The 19,565-nt window shown below is 50.9% G+C and carries 26 protein-coding genes; all 26 read left to right on the top strand.

Translation table 11 applies throughout. The features are described 5' to 3' along the window. Positions 1-4: 4 nt before the first annotated feature. The 26 genes from NST69_RS27625 (at position 5) to NST69_RS27500 (ending at position 19,565) form a co-directional block, all read left to right on the top strand. Positions 5-1,204 carry a phage major capsid protein gene (locus tag NST69_RS27625; protein ID WP_342547665.1) on the top strand — a complete coding sequence of 400 codons (1,200 nt, stop codon included), beginning with the start codon at positions 5-7 and terminating at the stop codon, positions 1,202-1,204. A 58-nt stretch (positions 1,205-1,262) separates the two neighbouring features. After that, the gene (locus tag NST69_RS27620; protein ID WP_342547664.1) at positions 1,263-1,499 is read left to right on the top strand and encodes a hypothetical protein; all 237 of its coding nucleotides are present in this window, start codon (positions 1,263-1,265) and stop codon (positions 1,497-1,499) included. Beyond that, positions 1,474-2,022 (top strand): hypothetical protein, encoded by a 549-nt coding sequence (locus tag NST69_RS27615; protein ID WP_342547663.1) that lies wholly within the window; start codon positions 1,474-1,476, stop codon positions 2,020-2,022. The genes NST69_RS27620 and NST69_RS27615 overlap by 26 nt, the downstream gene beginning before the upstream one ends. Positions 2,023-2,031: 9 nt before the next feature. After that, complete coding sequence (locus NST69_RS27610; protein WP_342547662.1) at positions 2,032-2,508, top strand: hypothetical protein; 477 nt, start codon at positions 2,032-2,034, stop codon at positions 2,506-2,508. Between the two features lie 2 nt (positions 2,509-2,510). Next, positions 2,511-2,855 (top strand): hypothetical protein, encoded by a 345-nt coding sequence (locus NST69_RS27605; protein WP_342547661.1) that lies wholly within the window; start codon positions 2,511-2,513, stop codon positions 2,853-2,855. Beyond that, positions 2,842-3,339 (top strand): hypothetical protein, encoded by a 498-nt coding sequence (locus NST69_RS27600; RefSeq protein WP_342547660.1) that lies wholly within the window; start codon positions 2,842-2,844, stop codon positions 3,337-3,339. Before NST69_RS27605 ends, NST69_RS27600 begins: the two co-directional genes overlap by 14 nt. After that, positions 3,326-4,351, top strand: a complete 1,026-nt coding sequence (locus NST69_RS27595) for a DUF3383 family protein (protein ID WP_342547659.1) — start codon at positions 3,326-3,328, stop codon at positions 4,349-4,351. The genes NST69_RS27600 and NST69_RS27595 overlap by 14 nt, the downstream gene beginning before the upstream one ends. Positions 4,352-4,363: 12 nt before the next feature. Then, positions 4,364-4,765: a phage protein gene (locus tag NST69_RS27590; RefSeq protein WP_342547658.1), complete on the top strand. Its 402-nt coding sequence runs from the start codon at positions 4,364-4,366 to the stop codon at positions 4,763-4,765. Positions 4,766-4,794: 29 nt separating this feature from the next. Then, positions 4,795-5,085 carry a hypothetical protein gene (locus tag NST69_RS27585; protein ID WP_342547657.1) on the top strand — a complete coding sequence of 97 codons (291 nt, stop codon included), beginning with the start codon at positions 4,795-4,797 and terminating at the stop codon, positions 5,083-5,085. Beyond that, entirely contained in the window at positions 5,054-5,263 is a 210-nt protein-coding gene (locus NST69_RS27580; protein WP_342550250.1) for a hypothetical protein, read from the top strand. Before NST69_RS27585 ends, NST69_RS27580 begins: the two co-directional genes overlap by 32 nt. A gap of 44 nt (positions 5,264-5,307) precedes the next feature. After that, positions 5,308-8,064 carry a phage tail tape measure protein gene (locus NST69_RS27575; protein ID WP_342547656.1) on the top strand — a complete coding sequence of 919 codons (2,757 nt, stop codon included), beginning with the start codon at positions 5,308-5,310 and terminating at the stop codon, positions 8,062-8,064. Continuing rightward, complete coding sequence (locus NST69_RS27570) at positions 8,064-8,603, top strand: phage baseplate protein (RefSeq protein WP_342547655.1); 540 nt, start codon at positions 8,064-8,066, stop codon at positions 8,601-8,603. The genes NST69_RS27575 and NST69_RS27570 overlap by 1 nt, the downstream gene beginning before the upstream one ends. Positions 8,604-8,617: 14 nt before the next feature. Beyond that, positions 8,618-8,944 carry a hypothetical protein gene (locus NST69_RS27565; protein WP_342547654.1) on the top strand — a complete coding sequence of 109 codons (327 nt, stop codon included), beginning with the start codon at positions 8,618-8,620 and terminating at the stop codon, positions 8,942-8,944. Beyond that, positions 8,937-9,731 carry a hypothetical protein gene (locus tag NST69_RS27560; RefSeq protein ID WP_342547653.1) on the top strand — a complete coding sequence of 265 codons (795 nt, stop codon included), beginning with the start codon at positions 8,937-8,939 and terminating at the stop codon, positions 9,729-9,731. Before NST69_RS27565 ends, NST69_RS27560 begins: the two co-directional genes overlap by 8 nt. Continuing rightward, positions 9,728-10,153, top strand: a complete 426-nt coding sequence (locus tag NST69_RS27555; RefSeq protein WP_342547652.1) for a Gp138 family membrane-puncturing spike protein — start codon at positions 9,728-9,730, stop codon at positions 10,151-10,153. The genes NST69_RS27560 and NST69_RS27555 overlap by 4 nt, the downstream gene beginning before the upstream one ends. Next, a complete protein-coding gene (locus tag NST69_RS27550; RefSeq protein ID WP_342547651.1) occupies positions 10,141-10,503 on the top strand; it encodes a DUF2634 domain-containing protein in 363 nt (120 codons plus the stop codon). Before NST69_RS27555 ends, NST69_RS27550 begins: the two co-directional genes overlap by 13 nt. Beyond that, positions 10,496-11,593: a baseplate J/gp47 family protein gene (locus NST69_RS27545; RefSeq protein WP_342547650.1), complete on the top strand. Its 1,098-nt coding sequence runs from the start codon at positions 10,496-10,498 to the stop codon at positions 11,591-11,593. Before NST69_RS27550 ends, NST69_RS27545 begins: the two co-directional genes overlap by 8 nt. Before the next feature lies 1 nt (position 11,594). Next, on the top strand, positions 11,595-12,008 hold the full coding sequence (locus NST69_RS27540; protein WP_342547649.1) for a phosphoglucomutase: 414 nt from the start codon (positions 11,595-11,597) through the stop codon (positions 12,006-12,008). A gap of 2 nt (positions 12,009-12,010) precedes the next feature. Next, positions 12,011-13,033 carry a DUF2793 domain-containing protein gene (locus tag NST69_RS27535; protein WP_342547648.1) on the top strand — a complete coding sequence of 341 codons (1,023 nt, stop codon included), beginning with the start codon at positions 12,011-12,013 and terminating at the stop codon, positions 13,031-13,033. Positions 13,034-13,045: 12 nt separating this feature from the next. After that, entirely contained in the window at positions 13,046-13,945 is a 900-nt protein-coding gene (locus NST69_RS27530) for a hypothetical protein (protein WP_342547647.1), read from the top strand. Positions 13,946-13,947: 2 nt separating this feature from the next. Further along, positions 13,948-14,559: a putative phage tail protein gene (locus tag NST69_RS27525; protein WP_342547646.1), complete on the top strand. Its 612-nt coding sequence runs from the start codon at positions 13,948-13,950 to the stop codon at positions 14,557-14,559. Between the two features lie 12 nt (positions 14,560-14,571). Then, entirely contained in the window at positions 14,572-16,656 is a 2,085-nt protein-coding gene (locus NST69_RS27520; RefSeq protein ID WP_342547645.1) for a hypothetical protein, read from the top strand. A gap of 12 nt (positions 16,657-16,668) precedes the next feature. Beyond that, a complete protein-coding gene (locus NST69_RS27515) occupies positions 16,669-17,013 on the top strand; it encodes a hypothetical protein (protein WP_342547644.1) in 345 nt (114 codons plus the stop codon). 47 nt (positions 17,014-17,060) lie between these two features. After that, complete coding sequence (locus tag NST69_RS27510) at positions 17,061-17,189, top strand: hypothetical protein (RefSeq protein WP_342547643.1); 129 nt, start codon at positions 17,061-17,063, stop codon at positions 17,187-17,189. An 85-nt stretch (positions 17,190-17,274) separates the two neighbouring features. Next, positions 17,275-18,999, top strand: a complete 1,725-nt coding sequence (locus tag NST69_RS27505) for a hypothetical protein (RefSeq protein WP_342547642.1) — start codon at positions 17,275-17,277, stop codon at positions 18,997-18,999. Between the two features lie 206 nt (positions 19,000-19,205). Further along, complete coding sequence (locus NST69_RS27500) at positions 19,206-19,565, top strand: hypothetical protein (protein ID WP_341348583.1); 360 nt, start codon at positions 19,206-19,208, stop codon at positions 19,563-19,565.

The following is a 19,565-nucleotide window of genomic DNA, read 5'->3' as shown; positions in this document are numbered from 1 at the left end:
ACCTATGAATAAAGAATTGCGTGAGCTGCTCGCGAAGTTGGAGCAGCGTAAAACAGAAGTGCGTTCTTTCTTGGCGCAGGATAAGACGAAGGAAGCGGAAGAAATGATGGATGAAGTCCGTTCCCTGCAAGCGAAAGCCAAAATGCTCCAGGAGCTGGAGAATGAGGAGCGCGATAATCTGGGCGGCGGCGAAGAATTGGGCGGCCGGAATACCGACATGGACAAACGTGAAGATGCGGAGCTGGAGAAGGAGTATCAGAGCATTTTCCTTCGGGGATTGCGCCGCCAAGGGGTGACGGCGGACATGCGGAGTGTGGTTAAGGAATACGAACGCCGCGCCGTGATGAACGAAGGGGAAACCAACCCGGCCATTCCTGCAGGGGATTCGCATTTGCTGGTTCCGAAGGATATCCAAACAAAGATTCATACCTTTATGCGTTCTTTGGATGATCTTTCCCAATATGTTGACGTCATTTCGGTAAATTCTTTGTCCGGTTCTCGTGTAATGGAGAAGATTCAGGACATGGTCCCTTTCCCGGTTATTGATGAGTATGCACCAATTCCTGAAATCGACAACCCAACCTTTCAGGATATCGATTACAAGGTTCGGAAACGTGGGGGTATCCTGCCACTGACAAATGAACTTCTGGCCGATAGTGATCAGAATTTGATTGAATATATTACGGATTGGATCGGCCGCAAAGCGGTAGTCACACGGAATGTGCTGATTACCACGCTTGCAAAGACACTTCCGAAAGTGGATTTAGCCAATTTTGGTGACGTTAAGCGCGTTCTTAATGTCGATTTGGACCCAGCAATTAGCCAAACATCCGTGATCATGACTAACCAGGACGGTTATAACTGGCTGGATCAATTGGTTGATGCCCAGGGACGGCCACTCTTGCAGCCGGACATCACTTCACCTACCGGTATGGTGTACAAGGGGCGCCGGATTGTCGTGGTTGCGAATCGGTATTTGCCGAGTGACACCACTACTGGGAAAGCGCCTATCATTATCGGTAATCTCAAACAACTGATCAAGCTGTTTTCCCGCAAATTCTTCGAGCTGGCCAGCACGAAAGAGGGTGGCGACGCTTGGAGACGGGATACCACGGAGTTCCGGACTATTATGCGGGATGATATCAAGATTTGGGACCCGGGCGCGGCTGTTTACGGCCAATTGGATATTTCAGACGAAGTATAGGGGCGTTTCGCCCCTTTTTTAATCCATGGCCGGATGAACCGGCAGAAGGAGGCCAACCATGGCGAAAACAACGGAGAATTACGAAGTATTGAAGGTATTCCGGGATAAGGAGACCCAAAAACGCTACATTGTGGGCGCTTCATTCCCCGGAGACTCCCCGGAGCGGATTGCAGAGCTGCAGGGGGCGGGCTATTTGGCGGCTGAACCGCAGGCACCGGATGCCCCGAAGCCCGCTGAGAAGAAGGGGAAAGCAGGCGAGGTGACGCCGGATGCTAACGACGCTGGAAAAAGCTAGGCTCCTGGGCGTTGATCCGGCAGGCGATATGCCAGATGCGGAGCTGACGGCGCTGCTTACCGTGGCTTCCACAGCGATTGAGGAGAAGTGCCGCCGGAGTTTCAAGCTCCAGCAGTACACCGGCCGTGTCAATGGGATGCGCGGGCAGTATTTGTATCTGCCAAACTATCCCGTTCACTCCATTTCTATCTATGAAAAGCCGGACCTGCCCTTTACCGATGTGGAGACACTGGATAACGGCATCTTCTTCCGGCACTGCGGCTGGCCGGGCGGGGAGCGCGGGCTGTCAGCGACCTACACCGCCGGTTACGTGCTGCCAGAAGATGCAACCGAGGATAACCCGTCCACGCTTCCCGAAACGCTGGAATATGCCTGTATACTGATGGCAAAACACCTTCAGCGGGAACCGGGGGTCACATCGGAGCGGGTCGGGGATATCTCGGTTGCATATGCAGCGGCGGAAGCAGATATGCCCATGGCCGTTAAAGCGCTAATTGCGCCCCATATTAGGCCAGAATTGTGAGGTGGAGCTATGGCAAGTCCAAGAGCAAGAGCGCGGCGGGTCGGCGTGCAGATCAGCGGCGAAGATAACCTGCGAGAGCTGGCCGAGCGTCTGCAGCCACTTGTGAAAAAGAAGGTCCGTATTGGGATGCAGGGTGACGCAGAGCTGGCTATGATTGCGGGTGTCCATGAATACGGGAGTATTAAAATGAATATCCCAGCGCGTTCCTTTATCGGGACCGGCAAAAAGAAAGGCCAAACGCCTATCGGCAAGTTGGTCCGCGCCGGTGTGACAGAAATCGCTCACGGCCGTAAGTCGGTGGAATCCCTTTTTACGGAGATTGGCGAGACGGGGCTTGACCGGATGAAGAAGAATTTCGAGCGAATCAAACAGCCACCATTGTCCGCCCGGTATGCAGTCCGCAAGACCGGCCCCCGGAAGCTGTTGCAGCGTGAAGAAGAACTGCACGACTCTCTGACCTATGACGTTGTACCAAAGGGGGAATAGGGATGCGTAGCTTTAGGTTTGCTGGCGTGGTCCGGAAGTATTTCCATCCATATACCCTGGTGCGAGACAGTGGCGGCACATGGGTCAAGGGAAAATGGGTTCCATCCCCGGCGGAGCGTGTGCAGCGGAGCGGGAGTATCCAGCCGGTCAGCGCCCGCCTGCGGGCCACAGAGGGCGGCGACTACACCGAGACGGACCGCATGCTCTACACAACGGCTATACATGCTACCGGGGAGCGTATTGAGTACCTGGGTGTTCAATACACCGTTGCAGAGTCACCGGACCGTGAGTATAGCGACGTCAATCAATACCTGCTCAGAAAGGTGGTTGCAAATGCTCCCATTTGAAGATATTCGCGTTGCTATTGTCGAGGGGGTGGAAGCGGCCACCGGCGGGCTGGTGATCGAGATGAACGGTGGCGGGGATATCCCTCCCGGTGATTTTTTGACTTACAGCTTTATCGGTGGATTTGAGTCCTCCGGCGGGCAGCCCATCATAACCCAGCAGGCCGGGCAGCAGCACAGGCGGGAGACGGTGACCTTCACCGCCTCGTTTAACTGTTATGCCGATGATTCTGACGTCGCTATGGTTAATGCCATGCGGGCGCGGGATTGGTTCAAGGCGATAGGCCGGGAGCTGCTGAAAGACAAACTGGATGTGATTGTGATCGAGATCGGGGAAATACAGAACCGTGATATCAATATAGGCGAAGAATGGGAGCGGCGGCAGGGGTTTGATGTCGAGCTTCGGGCAACGGATCTAGTGATTTCTGATTTATCCGGCTGGATTGAGACAGCACCAATACAAAGGAGTGATTATGTTGAGCATTAGTGATGTTACAGTAACCATTGCCGTACTTAAGCCAACGCCTATCCTGGGTGGATTCGGTAAGCCCTTGATTTTGGGCAGCAGCACGGCAGGTAAAGACTTCAAGAATTACGCGGACATCGATGCGGTGAAGGCGGATTATCCGGCCAGCACAGAGGAATACAAGGCGGCTTTCGCCCTGTTTGCCCAGAAAAATCCGCCTGCAGAGGTGGCAATTATCTCCCGCAAGACCGGAGCAAGCCCGGTAGCGCTGGCGGATCTGCTGCCGACCTTGTTTCTAAAGGATTGGCACTTTCTGCTCACCACTACAACAACGGTTGAAGACCTAATCCTGATTGCCGACGCGGTAGAAGCCGATAAATCCCGGCAGTTTGTCGCCCGGACCAGCAGCAAGGCGGACCTTGCGACGATTAAGGCAAAGGTCTATGACCGGACAGCAGTAATCTACCATTCAACCGTCAACAACTACCCTGATGCAGCGTGGGTGGGAGCTGTCGGCAGCCTGCCGGTGGGATCGGTGACCTGGAAGGGCTGGACACTGGTGGGTATTGCACCGATGGACATCGACGCCACGGAGCTTAATGCGATTCATACGCTGGGCGCCAACACCTATGTGACCAAGGCCGGAACCAATGTTACTAGCGACGGCCGGGCGGTCAGCGGGGAGTTCATCGACTTTATTCATAGTCAGGATTTCATTGTGTTTTCCATCCAGTACGCTGTTCAAGACCTGTTCAATCAGGCACAAGCAGCCCTTAGCAAAATCCCTTACGATAACCGCGGCATCGCGCAGATTGAGAGCGCGGTCCGCACAGTGTTGCAGCGGGCTTACTTGCAGGGCATGATTGCGGCGGACGATGATAACGTACCGTTGTACAATACGACATTCCCGCCGCGTTCACAGGTTGATCCAGCCAATGTTGCCGCCCGAAACTATCCAGATGGGCAGTTTGAGTTTGTTATTGCTGGAGCGATTCACAAGGCCGCCATTCGCGGTACAATTAAATTTGCATAGGAGGCGGTACAAGTGGCAGGAGAAGTTAAAACATACGATTCGATGGACGTCACCACGATTGTGGATGGCGTCTTTCTAACGGGATATGGTGAGGATTTGGTGACGGTTGCCAAGGATGAAGAACAGTTTACGACAGCGGTAGGCGCTCAGGGGGATGTGGTTCGTAACAAGGTGAATAATCCCCTGGGAACTATCACCGTCACCCTGCAGCGGACCAGCCCGCAGGTTCCTTATCTGGATGGACTTGCGAATAGCGGCAAACTGGTTCCAGTGTCCGTTATTTTTTCGGGGACGCCAAAGGAAACAAACATTGCGACTCAGGCTTATCTCAAAAAGCCTGCGGACCGGGAATATGGCAGCGAGGCTGGCGATAAATCGTATGAGTTCCAGTGCCTTGATTTGTCTATGAACTAATCATTTGAAATCCGAGAGGGGTAATTCAATTGGCAACATTTCAGCAAAAGAAGGTAACAACCAAGTCCGGCAAGGACTATACCTTGCAGCATCCCGGAGTCCGCAATGTAACCAAAATCACGGACAGGGTCAAGAACAAACATGGCATTCCATCTGATGAACGGCTTGCAGAGGAAATGCTGCAACATGTCGTTGTTGAACCTAAGATGCGACTGGATGATTTCGAGTCTTACGGAGAAATGACGGAGATTGTCGGCAAAGCCTTTGCCTTCATTACGGGCCAAGACGATGATTTGGAAGACGATGCCGAGGATCAGTAAGACCGAAGCGAAGCGCCGCGCAGAAGCGAACTGGAGTCATTGGCGTTTGCTGCTATCAGACATGGGCATCACCTATGCGGATTTATTGATTATGGATGATGAAGATGTGGCAGAGGCAAACGCAGCTCTGGATATTCATATTAAGCAGCAAAAGGAACTGAATAAGAGCAAGAAATAGACGTCCTTCGGGGCGTCTTTTTTCTTCTGGAAAGGAGGGGGCATATGGCAGGCGGAATTATTGGGTCACTTATGTATGCCGTGGGATTCAAGTTTAATTCCAAGGGCATTGATGATGCAGATTCCAAGGTTGGAAAGTTAACCAAAGGCGTAATTGGGCTGGGGGCGGCCGGCGGTGCTGCACTGGTTGGAATCGGAGCTGCTGCAATCAGCGCAGCATCTAATTTCGAGAGCGCGATGTCCAAGGTACAGCTCACAACCGGGCAAACCACAGATCAGATGGAAGCCACGCGGGGAATCGCCATGAACCTATACAATGATAACTTTGGCGAGAACTGGGAAGACCTTGGCGGTAAAATATCCGATGTAGCAAGGGCAACGGGGCTTACAGGTAATGCCTTGGAAACGGCTTCCCGCGAGGCGATGCTGTACTCAGATAAATTTGACGGGGATGTTGCGGAGTCAATCGCTGGCGTGTCTGTCGCTATGAAAAACTTTGGTGTAACCAGCACTCAGGCGTTTAACTTACTGACTCAAGGGCAGACCAACGGCACCAACACGCAGGGCGACCTGCTGGATTCGATAAATGAGTATTCTCAAGCGTTTGCGAGTATGGGCTTTACCATGGAAGATACCATGGGCTATTTGCAAAATGGTTTAGCGGCTGGTGCGCGTAATACGGATCTGCTCGGAGACGCCATGAATGAGTTCAGCATCCTATCCATCGAAGCAGGAGGGACGGCGGAAGCATCCTTCCAGGCATTGGGGTTAGATGCAAATAAGATGATGAAGACCTTTTCCAAAGGCGGTCCAGCAGCTAAACAATCCTTCCGGGATATCGTATCTATGATATCGGACATCGAGGACCCGGTGCAGCAAAATACCATCGGGGTTGGCCTATTTGGCACGATGTTTGAGGAATTAGGCGTGAAAGCATTCTCCGCGCTGGACGATGTCAACACAAGTTTTGACCAAAACAAGGATTCGGCTGCCAATCTGTTCAATTCTTTTACCAGCATCGGGGATTCATTCCAATACTTCAAACGCCATATTGAAACGGGAATATTGATCCCCATTGGGCAAAAGCTGCTGCCGTATTTGAACATGTTCGGTTCTTGGATATCCAGCCATCAGTCGGAAATCGCTGCCTTTGGAGCTATGATCGGCAACGGCTTAGGCGTGGCCATTGAAAAAGTAAGCGGCTGGGTAAAGGCTGCCATACCTTATCTGCAGGAGTTTGGTACTCAGGCAACGCAGGCGTTCACTTATCTTGTGGATAAAGGTAAAGAACTTTGGACATCCATTCAGCCGATAGTCACCTTAATCGGGACTCAACTCGTCGCGGCGGCCGTTGCCCTTTGGCCCGAGATCCAGAACATAGCTGGGAAAATGGCTGAAGTGGGGAAAGCAATATGGGAGTGGGAACCGTTTATCCCTATCATATCCGGTATTGCTGCCATACTCTTAACCTACAAAACAGCGATGATTGCGGTATCGACGGCAACCAAGATAGCCGGGGTTGCAACAAAAGTTTGGTCAGGAATCACCAAGGCGTTCACAGCCGTGCAGACGGCATTTAACGCGGTAATAGCTATGAACCCAATTGCTCTTGTCGTATTGGCCCTGGTGGGGCTGGGAGTGGCGCTGACAGTGGCTTACAAGCGTTCAGACAAGTTCCGTGCGTTCATAGACAAAATGTGGTCCGGGATCAAAACGGCGACCATGGCAACCCTTAATTTCTTCAAAGTGACGGTGCCGAAGTACTTTATGATTGCCTTCAATGCGGTAACGGGATTCCTTAAAAAGTGGGGCGTTACGATCCTGGCTGTCATTGGTGGCCCTATTACCTTGATTGCACTCCTGGTGTACAAAAATTGGGACAAGATCAAGGCTGTAACCGTAGCTGTATTTACGGCTATCTGGAATTGGCTTAAATCCGCCTGGGGCTGGATATCCAGTACCGTATCTGGTGCAGCGTCCGGGATCTGGAATGCCATTAAGGGAGCCTGGGAAAAAGTGAAGTCTACGACCACCAATATCTTCACTGCGGTCTGGAACAAGATCAAGTCAATATGGGGCAGCATTACCGGCTCAGTGTCCGGCGCGGTGTCGAATGTTTGGGGTGCCATCAAGGGAGCCTGGAACCGGGTGTTTGATACAACCAATTCCCTTATGACGAAGGTCTGGAACAAGATCACCGGCATATGGGGGCAGATTGTCAGCGGGATCACCGGCATAGGCACCAAACTCCTGAAGGCTGTTACTGACATGTGGGGTACTGTGACGGATTTTTTCAGTGGTATCAACCTGTATCAGATTGGTGCAGATATTATTCAAGGACTGATTAATGGTGTGGGGTCAATGGCTTCGGACCTTATGGGTAAAGTCGAGGAAATGGGGGTCAATTTCGGTAAAAAGGTCAAGGAGTTCTTTGGATTCAAAGCCTCCGCTAGTGTAAGTGTTGAAACTACTGATGCGGTATTGGGGGCTTCACCCATCAATGGAAGTCACGCTAATGGACTTGCTAAGGTTCCATGGGATGGTTATATAGCTCAACTGCACAAAGGGGAACGTGTCTTAACAGCAGAAGAGAACGAAGAATACTCCCGCTACACTCCTGAGACGGCCCCGGCCCGAACAACTAACAACAGAAGCAAAACGGAGTTTAACCCGGTGTTTAATATCTCTGTCCAGGGTAGTGCCGATAATCAGACTCTTGCTAATCTCCGGGAAACGATTCGTAGAGAGATGCAGGAAGTCTTTGAATCTTACATGCGTAGCGGTGGATTGGATGGTGCATAATGGCGCTAATTAACGGCATGTACATCACTGTTCAGAGTGAGTCGCCCAGCTTCCCCGTATCAGTCACGGAGCAGCCGGTTGAAAAGGGAATCAACCTGATTGACCATGTGCAGGCCCAGGCCCGGACCCTGTCTATCTCCGGAATTATTGCCGGGCCAAAGGCAGCGAAGACGCGGGCAGATATCATATCGGTCAAGGATAAAGGCCAGATTGTCAGCTATGTTGGTCGGAATGCCTTCGTGGGCGTGATTACGGACTTTTCGACGGCGACTGATTATACCACGGCGGACGGCATGACATTCAGCATGGAACTGCGCGAAATCCGTGTTGCTGCCGCCTCATATGTCGATACGCTGCCGCCGCCGGTTAAGGCCCAGGCTGCGCCTATCGTCAACAGCGGAACCAAGCAGACCAAAGGCCAAGACGCTGGAAAAGACAAAGGGAAGGGAACGGGCAAGGATAAGGACAAAGATAAGGACAAGGATAAAGACAAGGTTCAACAGGTCAAATTTAAGCCCGGCAGTAAGTGGAACAAGTGAGGTGATCCGAGCGAATGGAGTACATTGAAATTGAGAAGGACCTAATTCCATACCGGTTTGATCTCTCTATTGCTGACGAAATGTTCACTTGGGAAGTCCACTACAACCCGGATTATGACTTTTTTACGGTGGACTTGTTCAAGGACGGTGAGACTTTGGTTTATGGGGAGAAACTGGTTTACGGTCAGACGCTCTTCTATGATGTCCAGGATAATAGGTTTCCTAAAATCCCTATCGTCCCGTTTGATCTGTCAGAGCATAGCAGTGCTGTAACCTGGGAGACGCTCGGCGTGAGCGTCTTTTTATATTTGCTGATTGAAGAGGATGGTTCCGATGGCTAAAACTAACTTTGGCCGTGTAGCGGAGATTATGACGGGCAATATGTCGTTTCCGCTGGCAAAGTACACGATGGAAGGGAACATTCCATTTGATGCGGACGCGCTGCCCAATGAATCGGAATTACGGCTATGGAATCTGGCGCAGACCACCATTAACAATATCAAGCGTAACGGTGTGCTGATGGTCAATGCGGGCTATACCGGGGATATTGGCCTGATCTTGCACGGACGTATATCGGCGGTGCGAACGCGTTGGGAAGGCGTGGATAAGGTGACGACCATTAACGTTCTGGACAGTGAGGATCTGAGCAAGCGAGAGGTAACAGAGATTGCTTTCGCTAAAGGGACGCTGGCCAGTGCGATCATCAAGCAGATGGCCGGATATATCGGCCTGCCGGTGGCGCAAATGACCTTGAATCAGGATTATCGCTACCAGGACGGATATACTGCCAAAGGCAAGGTCACCGACATCATCACGGAGGTCTGCAAGGACTGCGGCACATCGGTTTATATCAACCAAAGCAAATTGTATGTCCGCAACCTGCGCAGCGGCGCGGATGCAGTCTTTGCGCTGTCTCCGGCGACCGGGTTGATTGGTAGCCCGGAGTATTTCGAGGATAACGGCATTAAGGGCTTTAAAATACAGGCACAGTTACAGCGCCGGATTACCACGGCATCCGTGATTAATCTGACCTGCCGGGAGTTTACCGGTAAGCTGCATGTCCGCAGCGGGAGCCATAAGTTTTCAAACACAGGCGATTTTGTGACCGAAGTGGAGGCGATCATGTGAGTAAAACAGACCCGACTGGAGCATTGGCCCGTATGCTGGGCGGTCATGGGGCCAAGCAGGCGGACGGTATCAACGTGGCTCTGCCTTGCAAGGTGGTCACCTTTGATCCGGCGACGCTGACCGCCTCCGTGCAGCCGCTGCTTAAGTTATCGGCCAGCGATCCGGCACAGATTATGTCCGTACCAGTAGCGGGACAAAAATTCAAATTCAAATTAGACATCGACACGGGTAAAGGGAAAGTCTTGCAGGAGTTTGAAACCGTCATGCGCCCGGTCTTATCTCCAGGTGACACCGTGTATGTCGTCTGTGCGGATGCTGAGATTAAAAATACACTGTCTGGCCGTGTGGCTGCACCGGATTCCGGCAGGCGACACAGCCGCATGGATGCCGTCATTGTGGGGGTAATGCCATGTTCACTTTAAAGCTGGACGAAAGTGGGGATATCTTAGTGCAGGCCGGACAACTCAAGCTGGTTTCTGGCCCGGAAGAAATCGCCCAATCCTGCCGTTTGATCTTGGGTGTTCAAAAAGGCGAGTGGTTTTTAAACCCGGAGCTGGGGATCGATCATCAGAAGTTTTTGGGTAAAGGCGTGTCCCGCGATGAAATGCAAGATGAAATCATGTCCGGGCTACTCCAGGAGCCGAGAATACAGACCGTGAACACGATAGATTTTAGCTTAAACCGGCAACTCCGGCAGCTTGTCGTCTCGTTTACCGCAACGGGCACCAATGGTGAGATTATCGCAGTAGAGGGGGTGGAAATTGGTGGATGAACAAGGTTTTAAACGGCAGCGATTCGCGGAGATTTTTACCGATGTTACAGATAAAGCCAAGGAGGTGTACGGCCAAGAGCTAGACACATCCGAAAAGTCGCCCATGGGTATGATTCTCCGGTTGTTCGCGTGGCACTTAGGCAAGGCTGATGAGCGCCTAGAGGATGTGTACAATTCTGCTTCTCTAAATGCGGCTACTGGGGCAAACCTCTACAAGCTGGGCGGCAATGACGGGCTTTCGGTCTATAGCGAGGAATACGCATTGGGTCACATTACGGTAACGGGTACGCCGGGCTATGAGCTGCTTGCAGGGTTCCTGATGGCTACAGATACCGGCGTACGGTTTGAAACAACAGAAGCGGTCAAGCTTTCTACTGCTGGAACCGGGACCGTGGAGATTATGGCCACGGAGATGGGGGCGGCAGGCAATGTGTCGGCCGGTTCTGTAACCGTAGTCGTCAACCCTAACCCGGATGTCGTATCCGTCACTAATGCCCAGCAGACGCAAGGCGGAAGAGATCGGGAGACGGATGCAGCTTTCCGGGAGCGCGTGCTGCAACGTAGACAGAATCCCGGCACAAGCGGCAACAAAGCCGATTATATGCGTTGGAGTCGCGAGGTCGCGGGCGTAGGGGCGGCGAAGGTCTTCCCATTATGGGCCGGACCGAAGACGGTCAAGGTGGTTATTGCAAACGCCGATAAACAGCCCGCCTCTGCCACGCTTGTTCAGCAGGTACAGAATTACATTGATCCCGACCCGGGGCGCGGTGAGGGTCAAGCACCCATTGGCGCGGTGGTCACAGTGGCGGCGGCTATTGCCAAGACTATTAATATCACAGCTACAGTAATCTTAGCTGCTGGGTATGCGCTGCAGGATGTCATAGACCATTTCCGTACTAGGGTCGAGGAATGGCGACAAAAGGCGGCTTTTGCGGTGTCATATGTCAGTCATGCCGTGATTGGTGCGCTGCTATTAGGCACAGATGGCGTAGTGGACTATTCTGCCTTAACCCTGAACGGGAGCAGCGCGAATATCGCGCTTGCTGACGAAGAGGTACCGTTGCTTGGTACTGTGAACTTGGGGGTGTGATATGGCTTATCCAAATGGTGTGGATGTTTTTAATGAGAAGCTGAATAAAAGCCAAACTGGATACGATTATGTTATCGAAGAGCGGATTGCATTGAAAGGCGGTTCTTATGATGGTCCGCTTCGGCACGACAATATTAACAATAAGACGATTCGTGTGTTCACCGGCCCCCGCTTTACAGGTGAGGAAATACGTAACTATAGTGTTTCATTTCCCGATGCAACACCATGGCGGCGACTAATCAAGATATTCTCGACAGCGCCTGAAGTGTTCGTGACCTATGAGACACCAGGGGACACCGTAGAAGCCGACGACATTAACGCTGTGCAAACTGCTATCACGGCCACGCAGACCGAGGTGGAGCGTTATAAAGAGGCTGGGGTCATTGACGGCGGATCATTTGAGAGAGAGGTGTAAGAATGGCACAAACCATTCAAATTAAACGCGGTACACGGGCAGAGTTGACCACTTACGGGGCACTGAAAACCGGGGAGATGGGCTTCTGTACAGATACAAAAGAAATTTATGTCGGAGATGGCACATCTAACTCTATGGTTGGTCGGGCGCTATCCGGTCCCGAAGCCTCACGCCCGGCGGCTGCATCGGTGGGCCGCCTATATTATGTCACGAGCGGAACCAATACAGGCTATTTGTACTTTGACAGTGGCTCCGCATGGGTCCGCATTAATGTTCTCTCTCTGGCGGATCTAACCGGTACCCTCGATAACGTTGCAGACGGTGCAACCTATGCCAAGGTACTTAAGGCAGACATTACCGCAGGGCATCCGAATAAGGTGTCAGATGGCACGAATACGAAGACCGCGGCAGAAATAGCAACGCATATCAATGATGCAACCAAGCACCGGTTAATCAATGATACCGGAACAGCCATTACAGATTTATGGTCCGCTCAAAAAATCAAAAACGAAATTGAACTGGCAAAGCATAATATCGAACCGCAGGCTTCCGTGAAGGATCAAAATCTCACCGCGCCACCTGCAAGCCCTGCGGAAGCAGACCGGTATATCATTCCCTCCGGTGCAACCGGTGTCTGGGCGGGAAAAACAAATCAGATTGCGGAATATGCTTCAGGAGCTTGGGCCTATTACGTTCCGGCTGTCGGCTGGACGGCTTATGTAGATGATGAGCAGAAGATTTATAGCTGGAATGGGAGCGCCTGGGTGCGGACCGGTGGAGCGCTGCAGACGATTACGGCAGGTAATGGTCTTACCGGCGGCGGGCAGGCGGATAGTGTAACGCTGACCGTGGGAGCAGGCAACGGGATTACAGTAGGAGCAACAAGCGTAGCAGCAAAGCCGGGCAAGGGTATCCTGGTCAATGCGACAGGCATAGAGGCCAATATAGACGGTTCGAGCATCATCTACGATTCGGCCAATGGCAATCAACTCATGGTTAGTATCATAGACGGCGGAACATTCTAGGGGGCGGGTCATATGGCGAGAAAAGCGTTAATACAGATTCGGCGCGGCCTGGAATCCGCCATTGGCACGCTGGCTGTGGGAGAGTTGGGATATTGCACGGACACCAGCAAGCTGTATATCGGTACTACAACAGGGAATGTGTTGCTTGTGGCTGCGCAGACATCAGGTGATATGCTCAAAAGTATCTATGACACGAACAATGACGGTAAGGTGGATTTTGCTGCGATAGCTGATAGTGTCCCGTGGGCAGGTGTGGCGGGAAAGCCTTCTACCTATGCTCCATCAGCACATACACATGATGAGAGATACCCTCAGATAACTAATGGCGGTATATATGGTATCTTTCCCTCAACATCTAATACTATGGTGGGACACGAGTATAATATATTGCTCAATGCAGGGAAGCGCAGTGAAATTACACTTACTCAGACTGGTGTGGCTTTGTTTGATTTACCCTCTTTGTTTAATGGAAGACTGGAGCCATCATATACAACGCTGGGTGTGCCTGCTTCAACACCAACAGTCATTACCATTTCCGGGCTTCCTGCCGTACACACACAGACGGGCGGCGTTTTTGGCTGGACATGCAGGTATTGGTATCCTTCCAAATATAAAATAGAGGGTTACGATAGCTATAATAACGCAGGCTGGCGGGTTCTGAAAGATCAAAGTGTTAATGATTTACCCTCAAAGGAATTGCTTATTCCCCTATATCCCAACTTTCAAGGTGTTTTTACGCAGTTTCGGATAACCATCTATGATAGTTCGGTTGGTCAAGCAGATGCTAACGGAAATAGGAGAATAGGTATTAGTGAAATATTCTTTTGTCACCCAGAGGCTGCAACTGTATTTCAATATTTGGACTTTATGCCTAAAGGTTCGCTTACCTGGAACCAGCTTAAGGGGGTGTAACCGTGGCCTACGGTGAATCCAAATATGGTACTTTGCTATACTCTGGAACCTCTGACACAGACCAGCCCGGCGGAATACTGGTCCCGGATATCAGTAAGCAACTCCCCGATGTGTATAACAAAGCCGGTAAACTCCGGCAGCTTCTTGACATTTTGTCTGAAGAGATCACCTTTTTTAATATTCGAGCAGAAGAAATCAGGGCGCAGAATGCCGTGGAGACGGCGACCTATAGCCTTGGACGATGGGAGCAGGAGTTGGGCCTAAGCGTTGACACAGCAAAGTCTCTGGCGACTCGACGGGAATTGATATCTGCCAAGCTACGCGGAATTGGAACCACCACCCCGCAGATGATTCAGCGAACAGCCTCCGCGTTCTCGGGCGGGGATGTACTGGTTGAAGAGGTTCCGGGCGAATACCGGTTTGTTGTTCGCTTCATTGGCACACTGGGTATCCCGCCCAATATGGCAGGGCTAATTCAGATCCTTGATGAAATCAAACCAGCTCACCTAGCCTATGAGTTTGCATACACGTACACCTTCTGGGATTCACTGAAGATTCTCACCTGGAATAGCGCTCATGGAAAGACCTGGAACGAGCTAAGAGTATACGAATAGGAGTGTGAGCAAATGAAAACAACCGGTAATCTTGGACTAAAGAAACCGGAAGGTACAGATAACGTTGACATTGCTGATCTAAACGGAAATATGGACATCCTGGATACTGCTGTCAAGGATGTACAGGATCACGCTGCCGATACGGTCAAGCACATCACAGCGGCTGAACGCACGACATGGAATGCCAAGGCGTCTACGGCGGTTGCGACTACGACTACTGCCGGCCTAATGGCCGCAGGGGATAAATCGAAGCTGGATAGTGTCACGCAGGGAGCTAATAAATATGTGCATCCCAACCACACCGGGGATATAACCAGTACGGGGGATGGGGTGACTGCCATTGCTCCGGGGGTTATCGTAGATGCTGACGTTAACAGCGCCGCCGCCATTGCCTGGAGCAAACTTAATAAGTCGGGAGCATCCCTTGCAGACCTCCCGACACGTTCTGCCGCAGACCTTACCAGTGGGACACTTCCAGCAGCGCGACTTCCGGCATCCACAGGTGATGTAACTTCTCCTGCGGGTAGTAATGTATTTACACTTACTCCAGGAGTTATTGTGGATGCTGACGTTAATAGTGCGGCACAGATCAATGCTACAAAGATCGGGACCGCAGGGATTACCAATACTGAGTTTGGATACCTTGACGGAGTGACTGGAAATATTCAGGGGCAGTTGGACGCAAAATCTGGAATTATTGATTATGTTCGTCAACCTGCTTATGCGACAACGGCAGGTAATGGCGTGGCTTACACGGTTACACTCACTCCAGCTCCAGCCAGTATCGCAGAGGGGTTCGGGATTACGATCGTCCCTAACATAACAAACGGGCCTAATCCTACGTTGAACATTAATGGACTTGGAGCTGTTGCGCTGAAAGATCAGAAGGGCGTGGCCTATGGACAAGGGAAGCTCCTTGCAGGCAAGCCGTATATGTTCCGGCGGGTGGGTACGGATTTTTTGGCAGATAGCGCGGGTGGCTCCGGTAATGCAGTAGCTGGGGATATCCGCGCGGGAAAAACGGCGGCAACGGATGCCGGAGATGTAACCGGCACACTGCCCGTACAAACCGGAGGAACGGTAACACCGGGACCTAACTCACAAGTTAAGGCAGCAGGAATTTATGACACCGCTATTACGGTGGCGGGCGTGCCGGTTCCAGCAGCTAACGTACTGGCTGGAACAACCATCGCTGGAACTGTCGGCACAATGCCAAACCGGTCCGCGGAAAATCATCATATGCCTGCTGTGCAATCCACCACTTGGGCAGGCGATAAAGTTTTTTTGCAGCCACCTAATGGATGGTATAGTGGGGAATCCTGGGTCGTTACCTCGGCAACTGATTTACAGCCCTACAATATTCCTACTGACAAAAATATTTTAGGTGTACAAGGAAGTATGCCAAGGCAGGGAACATACACCTATGCTGTTACTACCGCTTGGGATGGAAATCAGGTGTATGTGCGTATACCGCAGGGGGCATATCAAAACCCTAGTGGTTCTGGATATCCTGAGATTGTCTTAACTGCCGCTCAGGCCCGCGCAGACGGGAATATCACTCCAAGTAATATCCGTTCTGGCGTTTGGATTTATGGCCAAGTTGGTGCCCTGATGCCCGTAGGCCATGCCACTATAAATGCTTCAACTCCGGGGGCCGGGGCACCTGCTGGAGGCTGGTATGAACTGTTCAGGCTCCCAGGCGGAGGGCGCTATGCTAATATGATGGGCACCATAAACTGGGGGATATCTGGAAACGGGCAAGCAAAACAAGGGGTGTTTTTCTATATGCGTGACGAAGCTGGTATGAATGTCAAATTACATGGGGGCAATGTAACAGGTAACTATCATGATGAAATAACCTATAGCGGCTTTTATTTGGATAAGGCAGAACGCCGTATTACCACTTATGCCACTATGTATAGTGTTACGCCTGATACCGGTAACTGGTCTCGTTGGTATACCGATATCGGAAATAATGGAGCGATTCCAGGAGGCTTCAACACCAACGGACAAATCATATTCTACTGCTATATTGAGAATAGTCTTGGCGGCGGATACACATATATGAGTGCTAATGGTGAGATTGTCTATGGCTAAGGAGGGAACATTGTGTACGTTCAATATCAATTAACTACAGCGACTACGGGGCTTATAACAGCTATTTACACTTCAATCGAAGGCTATAATTTTGAAGATGTTTTGATAGAAGAATTTGCTGATGATGAGATGCCTAAGGCAAAATCACCTGCAGGAACTTTTCCTATATTGATGATTGATGTATCAGAGCATAAACTGTATTACGATTATCGACAGATTCCCCAATCCCCTGAGATTCGCATTTTAAGTCTGGAGAAAGAAAACCAATTACTTAAGGCACAACTCAGCGTACAATCGGAACGATCCGATTTCATCGAGGACGTCATAACCGAATTGGCTACCCAACTGTACAAATGATCCGGCGGTTAGTATATTTGCTGCTGGCCTGGAGGGGAGGTGATATCATGGTAGTTATGTTTTTTGCACAGCGCGTCATCTTGGGCAAGACAGCCTATAAGGATGTGCCCAAGACGCTACAACCGGGAGTCATGGAGATCCTGGAGGATAGTGGCTTGGAATACCTGGCTGAATAGATATACGCTGGCGCCGATTGAGGCGTTTTTATTTTGCCCTCGGACCCCGAGGGTTATTTTATTTCAGGAAGAGGGGGGCGTAGGGTTGAAGACAACAGGGAATCTTGGGCTGAAGAAGCCGGACGGAACGGATATTGTTGATATTAATGATTTGAACGGCAATATGGATATTCTGGATACGACCGTCAAGGCTGCGCAGGATCATGCTGCCGATACAACCAAACATGTCACGGCAGTAGAGCGCACAGCATGGAATGCCAAGGCTCCGCTTGTGGATATTGGTGCGCAGTCCGCATGGGGTGCGGGAAACGGGTGGAGAAGAATCGCTGAAAGCACTGCTGGAGTAGTCAAGCGTCAAACTACTATGATTATAGACTGGTCAAATACAGGAGGAGCTTCCGGGCAAACAATTTTTGTCGTATCCATCAATGACAACGTTAGTCCAGTGATTACACAGATTGTTGCCAGCTCAACCGCGTCGAATCAGGGATTGGTACAGGCTCGCGTTGTCTATCATCCAATAACCAAAGGCAATGCGGCATTTATCGAAGTATTTAAAGCGGGGGTTGCCCTCGTCAATTTCACAGTTAAGTTACTAAACCCGGAAGGATGGACGCCTACAATTTCCTCCGTACCAGCAGTTATTCCTACTGATTACACCTCCGTTATATTGACCTTTACAAATGGTGGAGTAGCAACAACTGGACCGATTACCACGACATACACAGACGGTCCGCCGCTTAAGGTTTCCAGCGCTCTTGTAGTGACTGGTATGAACGTAGAGAAGCTGGGCGGGTCTGACCTGCCAACGGTCGCAATGGGCACGCTGGCGTACGCTGTGACAGCGGGGACAGCTACGGCGTACACAGCGAGCTACGCTGCTGCTCCGGCGGTACTGAGTGCGGGTCTGCGGTTAACCTTTAAGGCGCATGTAGCCAGCGGCTCCAACCCGACATTTAACCCGAGCAGCTTAGGAGCCAAGCCCATCAAGAAGCTGAACGGCAATGCCGCTACCCTTGCGCTGAACGGTGTCTACACGGTTGTGTATGATGGCGTAAATTTTATCTTACAGGGTGAGGGAGGTGAGTACGGCACAGCCACAGCAGCACAAGTTATTGAAGGTTATTCGTTAGGGACTGAGGAAGGCTTGAAATCTGGAACTTTGGAAGACAGTAGAGGTGAAGAAGTAGAGTCTGTTTCCTGGTTAAATGATGATGGTTATCTGACAGTGGGTATTCGTGGAGGGGGGCCGCAGGCTATAGATGCGGATACCCGCTTTCAAACTGCAGAATATATATTTTCAAAGAGTATATTAGCCAATGAGTATATTCTTGGTGTTGCAGGGACAGCTACATCAGACGCTACAGCAACATCAGCCGACATAGCCGCAAACAAATCTGCCTATGTTAATGGTGTTAAGGTCTGGGGTACCTTCTCTACAGCCGATGCAACAGCAGTAGCTGCAGATATAAAAACTGGAAAAACGGCTTACGTTAACGGCAACAAAGTAACAGGAACAGCAGGGGTATACAGAACACTCAGCCAACTAGGTTCGGTGCAAGTTGCTCCGAGCACTCCTTTAGTCATTTCGATCGCGAACTTTGCGACGATTACAGGAGCGGCGTTTTATTCAGATACAAACTACTCACCAATGGGTTCTTGGACCCTTGCTGGTGACGGAAATCCGATTGTCATGAATACTGGGCAGTGCGCAATCAATGTAAATCTTACTGCTAAAACAGTTACATTTACTAACACTTATTCAGTCGGTATGTCGGGCTCATGGACAATAAAAGGAACGTCAATTTAAACGACACCGCACCGCTATGAAATGCGTAAAAGGAAGTGGGATAAAATATGACCACTTCTAGTGAAATGGAGAAATAGATATTTCATCAGCGCCGCTCAGCGTTTTTATTTTGGCCCTCGGATCCCCGGGGGCTATTTGAATTTAGGTAAAGGGGAGCTGTCATTATATCAGACGGGGGAGAGCAACACAGAGGAGGGAGCGGAGGTGTGATGCCAATGCAACGGCTGGAAGAGGTCGAGCAACAACTGCAGGGGCTGGCTGCGGAGTTTACCCGGCTATCTGCTGAGAATGTCACCGCGAATACAAAGCTGAGGTTACTGGAGGAGAGCGATCATCGGCATGAAGAGAACATCAAGCAGATCAAAGAATCCACAATCGAAATGAAGGTCCAGTTTAATGCGATCATGGGGAAGTTTGACCAGTTAGAAAACCGGATATTCATGCTGTTGCAGCAGTCCGGTAAGGATAATCAAACCGAACGGAAATTCTGGATGGATCTGCTTAAATATGTGCTTGGAGGGACGATATTCGTCATTATCGGATACATCTTTTTAGGAGGGAAATAA

Source organism: Paenibacillus sp. FSL P2-0089, assembly GCF_038595095.1.
Classification (GTDB): Bacteria; Bacillota; Bacilli; order Paenibacillales; family Paenibacillaceae; genus Paenibacillus_AQ; species Paenibacillus_AQ silagei.
This window is presented reverse-complemented; position numbering and strand designations above follow the sequence as displayed.